Raw genomic sequence first — 14,857 nt, forward strand, 5'->3', positions numbered from 1 at the left:
CCGGAGTAGGTCTCGACCTTGAGGATCTCGACCGAGATCTCCTTGCCGTTGGGGGCGGTGTACGAACCCTTCTCGCCCTCCTTGAGGCCGATGATCGCCGCACCCAGCGGGGAGGCCTCGCTGTAGACGTCGAGCTCGGAGTTCGCCGCGATCTCGCGGTTGCCGAGCAGGAACTTCTCCTCGCCGCCGGCGACGACGGCGGTCACGACGGTGCCCGACTCGACCACGCCGTGGCTCTCGGGTGCCTCGCCGACCTTCGCGTCCTTCAGGAGCTGCTGCAGCGTGCGGATACGTGCTTCCTGCTTGCCCTGCTCGTCCTTCGCGGCGTGGTAGCCACCGTTCTCTTTCAGGTCGCCCTCTTCGCGGGCGGCTTCGATGCGCTTCGCGATCTCTTCACGGCCGGTGGTCGAGAGGTGCTCGAGCTCCTGAGCCAGACGGTCGTAGGCGTCCTGGGTGAGGAACGTCACCTGAGCGTCGTGGGACACGATTACTCCTTCGTCGAGGGCGAGCGGCGTTCATCGAGTGTGCCGCCCGGGTATATGTCGAACGCCCCGGCATCGAGCCGGGGCGCGTCATCTGAGGCTATTTTACGGCACCCAGCAAGAGTTGACAAAACCCGTGGTCGCCAGCGCGAGGGTCGGAATCTCCTCCGAGAAGGCCCGGCTGTGATCTTCGGATGCCGGGTACTCGACGACCCGCCATCCGACCGTTCCGTGATCTTCGTCCTGCGCCTCGATCGCGCATGCCACGGGTTCACCGACGGGGGCCGTGAACTGGAAGGAGATCGTGACGGCGCTCGCATCCGTGACGGTGAAGCCCGTGTCGGTCGCCGTGACCGACCGCAGGGTGTTCGACACGGTGGTCCACCCCAGCAGCGCCGTGAGCGTCAGCGCGACGACGCCGACGATGCTCCACAGCACGATCCGGCGGCGGGGTGACGTGCGCCGACCGTAGCGCTCATCGAGCATCTCCTGCGTCGTCATGGTCTCTCCGGGCTTTAGGCTGGAGTTCCAGGCTACGCGCTTCCGCCCGGACCGAAGGACTCCATGCTTCCCGTGCTCGTCGCTCTCGCGACCACGCCCACCCCGGCCAACACCCCCGACGACTCCCTCGTCACGCCCGGACCGTTCGGCTTCGGCGCGATCGCGTTCATCGGTGTCGCGGTGTTCCTCCTCGTCTGGGACATGCTGCGTCGCATCCGTCGCGGGCGCTACCGCGAAGAGGTCAACGCCGAGCTCGACGCCGAGGAGCAGGCGCGCGCCGCTGCCACGACCGCCGCGCCGAACGACGACGACACCGACCCGGCCGCTCCCCGCCGCTGAGCGCGGTCTCGAGGTCGCGGCATCCGCGATCGGGGTCGTCGCAGAATCGGAGAAATCAACCGGATTCGGAGAGCTCGGGGCAGCGCAACCGACTGTGTTCCGCTCGTCCGAATCGGCGTGAGCGGGCGGGCCCCTCAGCCGCCGTGGTACGCCGGAGCGAGGGCGATCAGCAGGCACGCGGTCCAGTGGCAGAGGAACGCCAGGACCGTGCACACGTGGAAGATCTCGTGGAAACCGAAGTGCCCCGGCCACGGGTTCGGCCGCTTGAGCGCGTAGACGATCGCCCCGGCGGTGTAGAGCAGGCCGCCCACGACGACGAGCACCATCATCGCCGGATTCGCCTTGAAGAGGTCGACGATGTACATCACCGCGGCCCAGCCCAGGGCGAGGTACAGCGCCACGTACAGCCAGCGCGGGGCGTTGATCCAGAACACGCGGAACAGGATGCCGAGCAGCGCTCCGCCCCAGACGATCGACAGCAGCAGGACGGTCTGCGGGGTATCGAGGGCCAGGACCGCGAGCGGCGTGTACGTGCCCGCGATGAGCAGCAGGATGTTGGCGTGGTCGATGCGCTTGAGGACGGCCTTCGTCTTCGGCTTCCAGTGGAAGCGGTGATAGAGCGCCGAGTTGCCGAAGAGGAGGAGTGAGGATGCCGCGAACACGGCGCATGCCCACTTGGCCGGGGCGCCGTGTGCGAGGACGATTAGCACGATGCCGGCCGCGATCGCCACGGGGAACGTGCCCGCGTGGATCCATCCGCGCCAGCTCGGCTTGACCTCGTCTTGGGCGCCGACGGCAGATGCCTCGAGCAGAGGAAGCTGGGGCATCTCCACACCGTCATCAGGGATCGTCGGGGTCACGGGAAAACCCTACGCGTCCGCCTATGCCGCAGACGGAACGCGGGAAGATGCTCACCCTTTCCGCAGGTGGAAGCCGCCCACGCGAAGCGGCGAATCGCCCCGCGCGCGGTAGCGTAGGCGGGTGGCGCGGATGCGAAGGAACGAGGGGCGCGGCCCCCTGTACCGTCTGTACGCCTCGCGGTTGCGTCGACGGATGCCCGCGACCGTTCCGCACCACGTCGCCATGATGATCGACGGCAACCGTCGGTGGGCGCGCCAGCTCGGCTACGACAGCGCGGCGCACGGCCATCGCGCGGGCGCGGCGAAGATGCACGAGTTCCTGCGGTGGTGCGACGACCTGGGTATCGGCGTCGTCTCGCTGTACCTGTTGTCCAACGACAACCTCGTCAAGCGCGACAGTCGCGAGCTGGGCGACCTGCTCGAGATCATCGCCGAACTCGCCCGGGAACTGTCGCTCGAACCCGACTGGCGCGTCCAGCACGTGGGCCGGGCAGAAGGGCTCCCACCCGAGCTCGCCGAGGTTCTGCGCGAGGTCACCGAGCGTACCCGCTCGCACACCGGCCTTCACGTCAACCTCGCGGTGGGGTACGGGGGTCGGAGCGAGATCGTGGACGCCGTACGCAGCATCATCGCGAAGCACGACGCGTCGGGGGGTTCCTTGGAGGAGCTCGCGGCCAGTCTGACGCCCGAGCAGATCGGCGAGCATCTGTACACGGGCGGCCAGGCGGACCCCGACCTCGTCATCCGCACCTCGGGCGAGCAGCGCCTCAGCGATTTCCTCCTCTGGCAGTCCGCTCATTCCGAGTTCTACTTCGTCGAGGCGCTGGGACCGGATCTGCGAGAGGTCGACTTCCTCCGAGCCATCCGCGACTTCTCCGCCCGGGACCGGCGTTTCGGTCAGTAGGCTCACGGGCCGGCAACCCTCACCACGAGGGTGAGACTTGTTCACACACTTGTCATTTTGGTGGCGTGTTAACGACCCTCGGATGCCGCTGGGCATCGTACGGTGATCACATCGGGCACGGAGCCCGATCGAGTCGGCCTTCGGATTGCGACTCGTGACCCACAGGTCGACTCGTGACAGCCGGGTGAGACACCCGGGTCGGGAGTGGGTTGTGACTGCACGAGCACCATTCGACCAGCGTCACGTCGACGAGAGCAGCGTCTCCGAACAGGATCTGCGCACCTATGTTCTGGACACGTCTGTCCTTCTGAGCGATCCGCGGGCATTCTTCCGCTTCGCGGAGCATTCGGTCGTGATACCCGTGGTGGTGATCACCGAGCTCGAGGGCAAGCGCCACGACCCCGAGATCGGGTACTTCGCTCGGCAGGCGCTCCGTCATCTCGACGAGCTCCGGATCGAGCACGGCCGCCTCGACTTCCCCGTCCCCGTCGGCAACGACGGGACTCTCCGTGTGGAGCTGAACAACACCGACCAGATGGTCCTGCCCTCGGGCATGCGCACCGGCGGCAACGACAGTCGCATCCTCGCCGTCGCGATGAACATCGCGAAGGACGGCGCCGAGGTCACCGTCGTGTCGAAGGATCTGCCGATGCGCGTCAAGGCCGCGTCCCTCGGCCTGACGGCGGAGGAGTACCTGGCCGAGCAGGCGATGGACTCGGGATGGACGGGCATCGCGTCTCTCGACATCTCGGGCGACGACCTCAGCGACCTGTATGAGAGCGAAGTGGCCACGAGCGACGAGGTCGTCGGTCTTCCGGTGAACACGGGGCTGATCATCCACTCCGAGCGCGGCTCGGCGCTCGGCCGTGTCACGGGCGACGGCGAGTTCCGACTCGTCCGCGGAGACCGAGACGCCTTCGGGTTGCACGGTCGATCGGCCGAGCAGCGCATCGCCCTCGACCTGCTGCTCGACCCCGAGGTCGGCATCGTGTCGCTCGGCGGACGGGCGGGCACCGGCAAGTCGGCGCTGGCGCTGTGCGCGGCGCTCGAGTCGGTGCTCGAGCGGCAGCAGCAGAAGAAGATCATCGTGTTCCGGCCGCTGTTCGCCGTCGGCGGGCAGGAACTGGGGTATCTACCCGGCGACCAGGCCGAGAAGATGGGCCCCTGGGGGCAGGCGGTCTTCGACACGCTGGGCTCGGTCGTCTCGGGCAACGTCCTCGAGGAGGTGCTGGCTCGTGGTCTCCTGGAGGTGCTGCCTCTCACGCACATCCGCGGTCGATCCCTCCACGACGCCTTCGTGATCGTCGACGAAGCCCAGTCTCTCGAGCGCAACGTGCTTCTCACGGTGCTGAGCCGCATCGGGCAGAACTCCCGCGTCGTGCTCACGCACGATGTGGCGCAGCGCGACAACCTGCGCGTGGGGCGTCACGACGGCGTCGCCTCGGTGATCGAGACGCTGAAGGGCCACGCGCTCTTCGGCCATGTCACCCTGACGCGCTCGGAGCGTTCGGCGATCGCCGCTCTCGTGACCGATCTCCTGGAGGCCGGCGAACTCTCCTGACGCGATTCCACAACGGAGGGCTCGGGCGAACCGCTCGAGCCCTCCTTCCTTTCCTAGATGAGAGCATTCTCATTCTCGGCTCCTGTGGCTTTCATATGCACACGGCAGAATGGAGCCATCGACGAGGGAACAGTCTCGTCACCGCCTCCGGCGGTTCCCCCTGAGAAATGAACACGAGATCCGCTCTCAACGGGCTGGTCGCTGCATTTCGGGTAAGTCGGCAGACCCCCGGAGCAGGATCTCCCCACAGCCCCCGGTTTCCCCCCGCCGGGGGCTTTCGGGTTAACGGCGACTACTCCCAGCGATAGCCGGCGCCGCGCACGGTCGCGATCCGACTGGCGCCGAACTTCGCGCGAAGGTATCTCACGTACACGTCGACGACGTTGGAGCCCGGATCGAAGTCCATGCCCCAGACACGGCTGAGGAGCTGCTCGCGGCTGAGGACCTGTCCGGCGTGGCGGAGGAACTCCTCGGCGAGGGCGAACTCGCGCGCGCTCAGGTCGACGTCGCGTCCGCCGATGCTCGCCCGTCGCCCGCGTACGTCGAGCGTGATGTCGCCGTGCGAGATCGAGATGGTGTGGGCCGTGAGCGGTTCACGCAGTCTCGACCTGACGCGCGCGAGCAGCTCATCGAACTTGAAGGGCTTCGCCATGTAGTCGTTCGCTCCCGCGTCGAGACCGTCCACGGTGTCGCGTGTGCTGGTGCGCGCGGTGAGCATGATGACGGGGATCGCGGACCCCTGTCCCCGGAGGGTGCGAAGCACCTCGAAGCCGTCGAGCGTGGGCAGCCCGACGTCGAGCAGCACGAGGTCGATGTCGCCGGACAGGGCGGCACTGAGGGCTTCGGCGCCGTCGTCCACGGTCGCAGTCTGATAGCCCGCCGCTTCCAATCCTTTCGCGACGAACGCGGCGATGCGCTCTTCGTCCTCGGCGATGAGGATGCGAGTCATCCGGTGGCCTCTCTCTGCATCACGACGTCTCCGGCGCGCACGGGGGTGGGGAGGTCGGCGGCGGAGTGCGACCGACCGCGGGGGAGATGCAACGTGACGGTGGCACCGCCACCGGGGGTGTCGCTCACGCTGCAGTAGCCCTCGTGGGCTTTGGCGATGGCATCCACGATCGACAGGCCGAGTCCGGATCCCTCGACCCCGCGCCGCGTCGAGATGCGGTCGAACCGGCGGAAGACGCGGTGGCGCGCAGCGGGAGGGATGCCGGGACCGTGATCGCGCACCCACAGTTCGGCGCTGCTGTCACCGACGCTGCTGCCGATCTCGATCGGCGTCCCCGGTGGGGTGTACTTCGCAGCATTGTCCGCGAGCTGCAGCCACGCTTGAACGAGGCGGTCGTGGTCGCCGTGGATCGTCCCGCGACCCCGGGACTCGATCGTCCATGTGTGGTGAGGTATCGCGCTGACGAGCTCGCCGACGCGATCCGTCAGAGCCGCGACCTGGATGACTTCGGTGGTCAGAGAACCGGCCTCGACCACAGCCAGGGCATCGATGTCGTCGACCAGACGCGAGAGGCGGTCCAGCTCGGCGATTCCGAGGTCGCGCGTCTCGGAGACATCGTGCGGGTCGGCGGGGTCCATCATCTCGAGGTGCCCGCGGACGATCGTGATCGGCGTCTTGAGCTCATGCCGCACGTCGTCGAGCAGCTGTCGCTGGGCTTCGACGGACATCGCGAGACGATCCAGCATCGAGTTGACGGAGGAGGTGAGGTCGGCGATCTCATCGTTGCCCTGCGGCGGCAGACGCGTGCCCAGATCCGCCAGGGTGATGGCATCCGTCGTGTCGCGGAGCCGCCGGAGGGGCGAGAAGAGCAGGCCGGTCACGAACCAGCCCGCGACGGCCACCGCGAGCAGGACCACGGTGCCCGCGATGGCGAACGTGGTGGTCGAGAGGGTGACCAGCTCCATCCGTTGGTCGATCGAGATCGCCTGGACGACCGAAGCCCCGTCGAGCGGGACGGCGGCGTACAGAACCGGTCCATGCTCGCTGTCGACGCGCCCGCGTAGTTCTCCGCGCGCGATCGCGTCGCTGACGGCCGAGACGAAGCGCGTGTCGTTCGAGAGGGAGAGCCCCGGCGGCGAGGGCGTGCCCGCGAGCATCGTCGTGCCCGACAGGGCGACGGTGCCGTCGGTGCGGCCGGGGATGGTCGCAGCGACGAGGTCGACGGCATCCGTTCCGCTCGACGGGGCGGTGCTCGAGAAGCCGTCCAGCTGACGTTCCGCGTTGGCGATGACGCGTTCGCTCTGGACGAGGAAGGTGACCCCTCCCGTGATGATGAGCCCCAACAGCAGAACACCGAGGATCGCGCCGAGGAGTCGCGCGCGCACCGAGACGGGTCTCGGTGCGCGGCTCATCCTTCGATTATGGCGCGCCTCGGCGTTCGATCCTGCGGAGCTCAGCCCGGGTGGGTCATCGAGAGCAGGTCGAGCTTGGCGTCCAGCACCTCTTCGGTGATCTCGCCGCGCTCGACGTACCCGAGGTCGATGACGGCCTCACGCACGGTGATGCCCTTGGCGACGGCATGCTTCGCGATCTTCGCGGCCGCCTCATAGCCGATGACCTTGTTGAGGGGCGTGACGATCGACGGGGACATACCGGCGAAGGCCTCAGCGCGAGCCACGTTGGCCTCGAGGCCGTCGATGGTCTTGTCGGCGAGCACCCGCACGGCGTTGGAGAGCAGGCGGATCGACTCGAGCAACGCCGTACCCATGACGGGGATCGCGACGTTCAGCTCGAACGAACCCGATGCGCCGGCCCAGGCGACCGTGGCGTCGTTGCCGATGACGCGCGCGCAGACCATGAGGGTGGCCTCGGGGACGACGGGGTTGACCTTGCCGGGCATGATCGAGGAGCCGGGCTGCAGGTCGGGGATGTGGAGCTCGCCGAGGCCCGTGTTCGGGCCCGACCCCATCCAGCGGATGTCGTTGTTGATCTTCGTGAGCGACACCGCGATCGTGCGGAGGGCTCCGGATGCCTCGACGAGACCGTCGCGGTTGGCCTGAGCCTCGAAGTGGTCCTTGGCCTCGGTGATCGGGAGCTGCGTCTCGGCGGCGAGGATCTCGATGACCTTCTGCGGGAAGCCGAGCGGCGTGTTGATGCCCGTGCCGACGGCCGTTCCACCGAGGGGGACTTCGCCGACGCGGGGGAGGACGGCCTCCACGCGCTCGATGCCGAGGCGCATCTGGCGGGCGTAGCCGCCGAATTCCTGACCGAGCGTGACGGGTGTCGCGTCCATGAGGTGCGTGCGGCCCGACTTCACGATGCCCTTCCACGCGTCGGCCTTGGCCTCGAGAGCGACCGCGAGGTGGTCGAGCGCGGGGATGAGGTCGGTGATGAGCGCCTGGGTCACGGCGATGTGCACGGACGTCGGGAAGACGTCGTTCGACGACTGCGAGGCGTTGACGTGGTCGTTCGGGTGGACCGTCGAACCGAGGATGCGCGTCGCGAGGGTCGCGAGCACTTCGTTCATGTTCATGTTCGACGACGTGCCGCTGCCGGTCTGGTATGTGTCGACGGGGAAGTGGGCGTCGTGCACCCCGGTGACGACCTCATCCGCAGCCTGGGCGATGGCATCCGCGATCCGACCGTCGAGAGTGCCGAGATCCTTGTTCGCGAGGGCCGCGGCCTTCTTGATCCGGGCCAGTGCCGCGATCTGCGACGACTCGAGACCCGAGCCCGAGATCGGGAAGTTCTCGACCGCGCGCTGGGTCTGCGCCGCGTACAGGGCGTCCTTCGGCACGCGCACTTCACCCATGGTGTCGTGCTCGATGCGGTACTCGGTGTCGGTCACGTCGTCGTTCCTCCAGGTCGTTCGTTCGGTTCTCAGATGCGGGCGTCCGCGAAGCGGGGGTCGTCGACCCGGGGGTCGTCGACGTCGCCCACGATGACGACGGGGAACGCTTCCCCCTCGTCGAGTCGGTAGTTGGCCCCCACGACCGCCGTGCGGCCCTCGGCGACGGCTTCGCTGATGAGCTCGGATGCGCGGAGCAGCTCGCCCACGGTGTGGCGCAGGTGCTCACGCCCGACGAGTTCGGGGTCGACGTGGTCGGACAGGTGTCCGTCCACCGCGGTCTGGCGTTGCACGCGACGCACCGCGGGCACGATCGGCGCGATCTGGCGCCAGATGTACGCCGGCAGGGTGGGGGCGTCGACGCCGGTGCTCTCGATCGCGGCCCCGACGGCACCGCACGCGTCGTGCGCGAGCACGACGATGAGAGGCACTTCGAGGACGCCGACGGCGTACTCGAGGCTGCCGATCACGGAGTCCGAGATGACCTGGCCGGCGTTACGGACCACGAAGAGGTCGCCGAGTCCTTCGTCGAAGATGATCTCGGCGGCCAGGCGCGAGTCGGAGCACCCGAACAGGGCGGCGGTCGGATGCTGCGAACCCGCGAGTTCGGCGCGGCGCTCGACGTCTTGACGCGGGTGCGCGGGTGCTCCGGTCACGAACCGGCGGTTGCCTTCGACCATCTGCTGCCAGACCTGGCCGGGGGTTCGGGGTGCGCTCACGGGATCTCTTTCAGCTGCTCCACCTGCGTGGACACCGACGCCGCCGCGAGTGCCGCGGTCTCGGGCGCGGCGTCACCGTAGACGAGCACGTAGTCGGGGCCGGCGGGAGTCGCCAGCGCATAGTCGATGTTGCCGGTGCCGGACGGGTTGGCCGGTCGGTAGACGTTCCAGGTGATCCCGTCGATCTCGGTGGTCTCGGTGCTCCGTGTGCCGTCGAGGACCTGAGCGACCCAGGCCTCATCGGTGTCGAAGCCCTGAGCGACACGGAGGAATCCGGATTCGCCGGACCGGACGTAGACCATCGTCCAGGCCTCGGTGCCTCCGATGCCTTCGACCGTGGCCTGGTTGACCCGCCAGCCCTCGCCGAGTGAGGGGGTCAGCACCGGGCGGCCGCGGTCGGTCTCGAGGTCGGCGGCCAGCGCGGGGACATCCGGCTCGGGGCGGGGGACCGGCTCGCCGCGCGGGACCGCGGCGACGACGACGAAGACGACCGCGACGGTCACCAGCAGCGCCGCGATCAGGTTGCGGAAGGTCTTGCTCGAGCGATAGCGGCGGGACGACTCGGCCTTGCGGGCCGCGGTCTCCTCCGGAGTCTCGGGGCGGCCGAGCTCGGCGACGATGCGGGCCATCAGGCGTCCTCGCCCTCGCCGCGGGCGGCGTCGAGACGGCGCTTGGCCCCGAGCAGCCACTCTTCGCAGCGCGCGTAGAGCTGTTCGCCGCGCTCCCAGAGGGCCAGCGACTCCTCGAGCGTGGGTGAGCCCTGCTCGAGCTCGGACACGACGCGGACGAGTTCATCGCGTGCCTGCTCGAAGGAGAGGGTCGCGACGTCCGCCGAGGGCCCGGGAGTCGTCGCGGTCATGGCATCCATCTTAGGCGGGACCCACCGACACGCCGTCGCCCGATGCCTCGCCGTCGAGCGGAGCGGCGGGCGTCTCGTCGATCTCGCCTTCCGAGCGCGCCGTCAGCGACCCACGTGCGACCGTGATGGTGAGCCCGGTTCCGGCGGGGGTTTGGCTCGCGTCGCGGACGATCGCACCGCCCTCGACCTGGGCGATCGCATATCCGCGTGCGAGTGTCGCGAGGGGCGAGAGTGCACGCAGGGATGCGCTCAGTTCGCGTGTCCGGCGCTGTTCGCCCTCGAGTCGACGATCGACGATGTCACGGCCGCGGTTCGACAGCATCCACAGTTCCTGCGCCCGCGAGGTGAGCATGGCGTGCGGGGTGCGCAGCGACGGACGCGAACGGATCTGCTCGAGCTGGGCGATGTCGTGCAGCACACGCTGCGTGAGGCGTCCGGTCAGCCGGGCGCGCAGCTGCGCGACGAGAGCCCGCTGCTCGGCGACGTCGGGAACCACGCGTTTGGCGGCGTCGGTGGGTGTGGAGGCGCGAAGGTCGGCGACCTCGTCGAGCAGGGGGCGATCGTTCTCGTGACCGATCGCACTGACGATCGGCGTGGATGCCGCGGCCACCGCGCGCAACAGGCGCTCGTCGCTGAAGCCGAGAAGGGTCTGCGGATCGCCGCCCCCACGGGCGATGATGATGACGTCGACCTCGGGGTCGGCATCCAGCGCCTTCAGCGCGGCCAGGGTCTCCGGGACGCAGCGGTCGCCCTGGACCGCGGCGTACTTCGTCCGGAAGTTCACCCGCGGCCAGCGCAGCTCGGCGTTGCGGTGCACGTCTTTCTCGGCATCCGAGTTCTCGCCCGTGATGAGGCCGATGCAGTGGGGGAGGAAGGGCAGCTTCTTCTTGCGCATCGGGTCGAAGAGGCCCTCGGAGCGCAGCTGCACGCGTAGCCGCTCGAGTCGCTCGAGCTGTTCGCCGAGGCCGACGTGACGCATGGCGGAGATCGCGAACGAGAAGTCGCCGGTGCGGGGGAAGTAGTCCGCCTTGACGCACGCCACGACGTGGTCGCCCACCTGGAAGTCCTTGGGGAGGCGCGCGAGCGTGCTCGACCAGATACGGAACGCCACCGTGGACTCGGTGTTGAGGTCTTTCAAGCGACCGAAGACGTTGCCACCCCGACGGTTGAACGAGGTGATCTCGCCCTCGACCCACACCGAGCCCCAGCGTTCGATGAAGCCGCGGATCGTGTCGTTCAGCCGAGACACCGACGTGGGGGTGTCGGTGCGCGAGTCGCGAGGGTGGACCGAGTCGGCGGGGGGCGCCTCGCCGACTACCGTCTCGGGGTGGAACGAGGTCATGGGCTCCAGTCTGAGGGGTTCGGCCGTCGTCCAGGGGCGCCCCGGTAGAATCGAGGGGTGAGCACACCTGTCGTCCAACTGCCCGTTCCCCGGATTCCGGGTCGACGTGGGCGGCTCCAGGATATCCCGGTCAAAGGCCAGAAGAAGGTGCTGCTGGCGGCACCGCGCGGCTACTGCGCCGGTGTCGACCGCGCCGTCGTCGCCGTCGAGAAGGCCCTCGACCGCTACGGCGCCCCCGTGTACGTGCGCAAGCAGATCGTGCACAACATCCACGTGGTGACCGAGCTCGAGAAGAAGGGCGCGATCTTCGTCGAAGAGGTCGACGAGGTCCCCGAGGGCTCGCACGTCGTCTTCAGCGCGCACGGCGTGTCTCCCGCTGTGGTTTCCGCGGCGTCCGACCGCGGCCTGCAGGCCATCGACGCTACGTGCCCCCTCGTCACCAAGGTGCACCGCGAGGCCGTGCGCTTCGCGCGCGACGACTACGAAATCCTGCTGATCGGCCACGACGGCCATGAAGAGGTCGAGGGCACCGCCGGTGAGGCTCCCGAGCACGTCACCGTCGTCAACTCACCCGAGCATGCCGACACCGTCGAGGTGCGCGACCCGTCGAAGGTGGTGTGGCTCTCGCAGACGACGCTGTCGGTCGACGAGACGATGGAGACGGTGCGCCGACTCCGCCTGCGCTTCCCGCACCTGCAGGACCCGCCCTCCGACGACATCTGCTACGCGACCCAGAACCGCCAGGTCGCGATCAAGAAGGTCGCCGTCGGCGCCGACCTCGTCATCGTCGTGGGCTCCGCGAACTCCTCGAACAGCGTGCGCCTCGTCGAGGTCGCGCTCGAACACGGCGCCAAGGCCGCTTACCGCGTCGACTATGTCGACGAGGTCAAGCAGGAGTGGCTCGACGGCGTCGAGACGGTCGGTGTCACCAGCGGCGCGTCGGTGCCCGAGGTGCTCGTGACCGAGGTGCTCGAGGAGCTCGCCGGCGCGGGCTATCGCGACGTCGAAGAAGTACGGACCGCCGAGGAAGACCTGATCTTCTCGCTCCCGAAGGAGCTGCGTCAGGATGCCGCCGGCCAGCGCGACCAGCGGGCGCTGGGCGGCCGGGGTCGTTCGTGAGCGACGCCGACCCGAGGCCGCGTCCGCAGTTCGGCGAGTACGCGACGCCCGAGGAGCAGCAGGCTCGCATCCAGCGTCCGGAGGTGACGGAGGCGCTCGACGCGGGCGTCGCCCCGCAGCCGGCCGCTCCGGCGTCGGCCACGGTCGCACCGGCGGCGGCCCGCGGGCCCCTGGCCGACCGCGTCATCACGCTCATGCTGCTCGTCTACGGGCTGTTCTCGGTCGTCACGACGATCGTGCAGGTGCTCGACTTCCCCCACTACGCCGAGCAGGCGGCGAAGGTCCTGGGCGTCGACGCGACCTACTCGAACTTGGCCTCCGGTTTCGTCTGGGGTGCGGTGGCCGCCGTTGTCTACGGAGTCGTCTACCTCGTCACCGCGCTGCTGACCTGGCGTCGGCTCAAGCGCGGCCGCATCGCCTTCTGGATCCCTCTCGTCGGCTTCGCCGTGGCCGCGCTCGTGGGCAGCACCTGCATCGCGATCGCCGTCGTCAGCGACCCGGCCTATCTCTCCGCACTGATGGACGGCATCTCGAAATGAACCGACGGGGCCGGCATCCCGTGTTCTTCTGAGAACCCGAGAGAGGAGCCGGCCGTGGTGCGAGAAGATCACGCGCGTCTGACCGCGCTCTACGACGCCCACGCGGCACCCGTCTGGCGGTACGTGGTCAGTCTCACGGGCGACCATGCGGGGGCGGACGACGTCGTGCAGGAGACGCTGCTGCGCGCCTGGCGGTCGCCGCGCATCATGAGCGACGATCCAGGATCGCTGCGGTCGTGGATGTTCACGGTGGCCCGTAACCTCGTCATCGACGAGGCACGCAGCGCCCGTCGGCGCCACGAGCTGGCCGTCGACGAGGTCCCGGACGCGGGGCGCGACGACGACACGGATGCCATGTTCGACGCGTTGCTCGTCGAGGAGGCGCTCTCGACCCTGACGCCCGATCACCGCGCGGTCATCGTCAGCGCGTACTACGGCGGTCGGAGCGTCGCACAGACGGCCGAGGAGCTCGGCATCCCGGCGGGGACCGTCAAGTCGCGACTGCACTACGCGGTGCGAGCGCTGCGGCTCGCCCTGCAGGAGAGGGGGGTGACGCGATGAGCGCCGATCACTCACGGATGTCCGAGTGGGACGGAGCCTACGTTCTGGGTGCCCTGTCGGCGGCGGATCGCGCGGAGTACGAGGGGCATCTCGCGATCTGCGCGGAGTGCCGGACCGCGGTCGCCGAGCTCGCGCCCACGGCGGGCCTGCTCTCGCGACTGTCGGCTGACCGCGCCCGGGCTATCGATGCGTCGAGTGGTCCGGTACCCATCGTCATGCCGCACCCCTCACTTCGGACCCGGGTCGTGCAGACCGCTCGTCGGCGTCGCGCCCGGCGGATCACGGCGTGGACACTGGCGGCATCCCTCGCCGTGGTCGCCGTGGGTGTGCCGACCGTCGTCACGATCGCCAACGCGTCCTCGTCGACCGGGACGACGTACGCCCTCGACGAGGTCGGCGGAGCTCCGCTCGAGGCGTCGGTCAAGCTGACCCCGGTCGCGTGGGGCACCCGGATCGACCTCGTGTGCCAATACACCGGTGAGGTGCTCGACGCGCCACCCGGCGGTTGGCCCTACGCTCTGGCGGTGACCGACGACTCCGGCTCGACCTCGGTGCTCTCGACCTGGCGCGCCGGTCCCGGGGCCACGACCGAGCTCAGTGCCGGGACCGATCTCGAAGCGTCGAGCATCGGCTCGATCGAGATCCGTTCCGTCGACGGCGATCGGGTGGTCATGCGGCGAGACTTCTCGGCCCCGTAACATCGACGGATGCCACGCCTCGTCGCCGTCTGCGCCGTCCACCAGCTTCACCCGGACGCGGGGTCCGTCGGAGTGACCGCGATCGACAAGCGGGCGCTCGACGGTCCCGTTCGCCTGGGCCCGCTCGGCGTGCGCGCGGATGTCCAAGCGAGCCGCAAACACCACGGCGGGCGTGACAAGGCGGTGTACGCCTACTCCGAGGCGGACGCCGCGTACTGGGAGGCCGAGCTGGGCCGTGATCTGCACCCGGGGTGGTTCGGTGAGAACCTCCGGGTGGAGGGCATCGACGTCAACGCGGCGCGCATCGGCGAGATCTGGCGCATCGGCGACACCGTCGAGATCGAGGTCACCATGCCGCGCACTCCGTGCGCGACGTTCGCGCGCTGGGTCGGCGGACGCGACGCCCGAGGGTGGGTGAAGCGCTTCTCCGACGAGGGACGCCTCGGCGCGTACCTCCGGGTCCGGCGCGCGGGAGATGTCCGGGCGGGGGATGCCATCGAGGTGCTGTCGTCCCCCGAGGGTGCGCCCACGGTGCTCGAGGTCTACCGCGCCTGAGCCGGGCCCTCAGCGCCCGCG

Annotated in this window: 18 protein-coding genes; 8 read left to right on the forward strand and 10 right to left on the reverse strand. The window is 69.0% G+C overall.

The genetic code is table 11. From position 1 onward, the window contains the following. Both greA and P2P98_RS05000 read right to left on the reverse strand, forming a co-directional pair. On the reverse strand, positions 1-485 hold a 485-nt coding region (greA, locus tag P2P98_RS04995), incomplete at its 3' end, for a transcription elongation factor GreA (RefSeq protein ID WP_275797776.1). A 102-nt stretch (positions 486-587) separates the two neighbouring features. Further along, positions 588-983, reverse strand: coding sequence for a DUF4307 domain-containing protein (locus P2P98_RS05000; protein WP_275797778.1), 396 nt, complete (start codon positions 981-983; stop codon positions 588-590). Between the two features lie 63 nt (positions 984-1,046). On the opposite strand from P2P98_RS05000, the gene P2P98_RS05005 reads away from it, so the two are divergent. After that, positions 1,047-1,322: a hypothetical protein gene (locus P2P98_RS05005; protein ID WP_275797780.1), complete on the forward strand. Its 276-nt coding sequence runs from the start codon at positions 1,047-1,049 to the stop codon at positions 1,320-1,322. 134 nt (positions 1,323-1,456) lie between these two features. Here the strand turns inward: P2P98_RS05005 and P2P98_RS05010 are convergent, their stop codons facing one another. Beyond that, positions 1,457-2,149, reverse strand: coding sequence for a hemolysin III family protein (locus P2P98_RS05010; protein ID WP_275797801.1), 693 nt, complete (start codon positions 2,147-2,149; stop codon positions 1,457-1,459). A gap of 163 nt (positions 2,150-2,312) precedes the next feature. Here P2P98_RS05010 and P2P98_RS05015 point away from each other — a divergent pair, with 163 nt between their 5' ends. Together P2P98_RS05015 and P2P98_RS05020 are read left to right on the forward strand one after the other, a co-directional pair. After that, positions 2,313-3,086: an isoprenyl transferase gene (locus tag P2P98_RS05015; protein WP_275797802.1), complete on the forward strand. Its 774-nt coding sequence runs from the start codon at positions 2,313-2,315 to the stop codon at positions 3,084-3,086. 211 nt (positions 3,087-3,297) lie between these two features. Next, on the forward strand, positions 3,298-4,647 hold the full coding sequence (locus P2P98_RS05020; protein ID WP_058597825.1) for a PhoH family protein: 1,350 nt from the start codon (positions 3,298-3,300) through the stop codon (positions 4,645-4,647). Positions 4,648-4,939: 292 nt separating this feature from the next. Here P2P98_RS05020 and P2P98_RS05025 read toward each other — a convergent pair whose 3' ends face one another. Genes P2P98_RS05025 through xseA form a run of 7 tightly spaced genes read right to left on the reverse strand, consistent with a single transcriptional unit; the run spans position 4,940 to position 11,364 of the window. Beyond that, positions 4,940-5,596 carry a response regulator transcription factor gene (locus P2P98_RS05025; RefSeq protein ID WP_275797782.1) on the reverse strand — a complete coding sequence of 219 codons (657 nt, stop codon included), beginning with the start codon at positions 5,594-5,596 and terminating at the stop codon, positions 4,940-4,942. Next, entirely contained in the window at positions 5,593-7,008 is a 1,416-nt protein-coding gene (locus P2P98_RS05030) for a HAMP domain-containing sensor histidine kinase (protein WP_275797784.1), read from the reverse strand. Before P2P98_RS05030 ends, P2P98_RS05025 begins: the two co-directional genes overlap by 4 nt. A 41-nt stretch (positions 7,009-7,049) precedes the next feature. Continuing rightward, positions 7,050-8,444, reverse strand: coding sequence for a class II fumarate hydratase (locus P2P98_RS05035; protein ID WP_275797786.1), 1,395 nt, complete (start codon positions 8,442-8,444; stop codon positions 7,050-7,052). 32 nt (positions 8,445-8,476) lie between these two features. Then, entirely contained in the window at positions 8,477-9,124 is a 648-nt protein-coding gene (locus P2P98_RS05040) for a carbonic anhydrase (protein WP_275797804.1), read from the reverse strand. 35 nt (positions 9,125-9,159) lie between these two features. Continuing rightward, a complete protein-coding gene (locus P2P98_RS05045; protein WP_275797788.1) occupies positions 9,160-9,792 on the reverse strand; it encodes a DUF4245 family protein in 633 nt (210 codons plus the stop codon). Then, positions 9,792-10,022: an exodeoxyribonuclease VII small subunit gene (locus P2P98_RS05050; protein ID WP_275797790.1), complete on the reverse strand. Its 231-nt coding sequence runs from the start codon at positions 10,020-10,022 to the stop codon at positions 9,792-9,794. Before P2P98_RS05050 ends, P2P98_RS05045 begins: the two co-directional genes overlap by 1 nt. Positions 10,023-10,032: 10 nt before the next feature. Then, a complete protein-coding gene (gene xseA, locus P2P98_RS05055) occupies positions 10,033-11,364 on the reverse strand; it encodes an exodeoxyribonuclease VII large subunit (RefSeq protein WP_275797792.1) in 1,332 nt (443 codons plus the stop codon). Positions 11,365-11,421: 57 nt separating this feature from the next. On the opposite strand from xseA, the gene P2P98_RS05060 reads away from it, so the two are divergent. From P2P98_RS05060 to P2P98_RS05080, 5 genes are read left to right on the forward strand one after another with little or no spacing between them, the layout of a single operon-like run. After that, positions 11,422-12,483 carry a 4-hydroxy-3-methylbut-2-enyl diphosphate reductase gene (locus P2P98_RS05060; protein WP_193751282.1) on the forward strand — a complete coding sequence of 354 codons (1,062 nt, stop codon included), beginning with the start codon at positions 11,422-11,424 and terminating at the stop codon, positions 12,481-12,483. After that, positions 12,480-13,022 carry a DUF6264 family protein gene (locus tag P2P98_RS05065; protein WP_275797795.1) on the forward strand — a complete coding sequence of 181 codons (543 nt, stop codon included), beginning with the start codon at positions 12,480-12,482 and terminating at the stop codon, positions 13,020-13,022. Before P2P98_RS05060 ends, P2P98_RS05065 begins: the two co-directional genes overlap by 4 nt. 54 nt (positions 13,023-13,076) lie before the next feature. Then, complete coding sequence (locus tag P2P98_RS05070; RefSeq protein WP_058614930.1) at positions 13,077-13,583, forward strand: sigma-70 family RNA polymerase sigma factor; 507 nt, start codon at positions 13,077-13,079, stop codon at positions 13,581-13,583. Beyond that, the gene (locus P2P98_RS05075) at positions 13,580-14,281 is read left to right on the forward strand and encodes a zf-HC2 domain-containing protein (protein WP_275797798.1); all 702 of its coding nucleotides are present in this window, start codon (positions 13,580-13,582) and stop codon (positions 14,279-14,281) included. Before P2P98_RS05070 ends, P2P98_RS05075 begins: the two co-directional genes overlap by 4 nt. Before the next feature lie 9 nt (positions 14,282-14,290). Next, on the forward strand, positions 14,291-14,836 hold the full coding sequence (locus tag P2P98_RS05080) for an MOSC domain-containing protein (protein WP_275797799.1): 546 nt from the start codon (positions 14,291-14,293) through the stop codon (positions 14,834-14,836). Positions 14,837-14,857: the final 21 nt, after the last annotated feature.

Source organism: Microbacterium sp. Kw_RZR3, from assembly GCF_029222405.1.
Classification (GTDB): Bacteria; Actinomycetota; Actinomycetes; order Actinomycetales; family Microbacteriaceae; genus Microbacterium.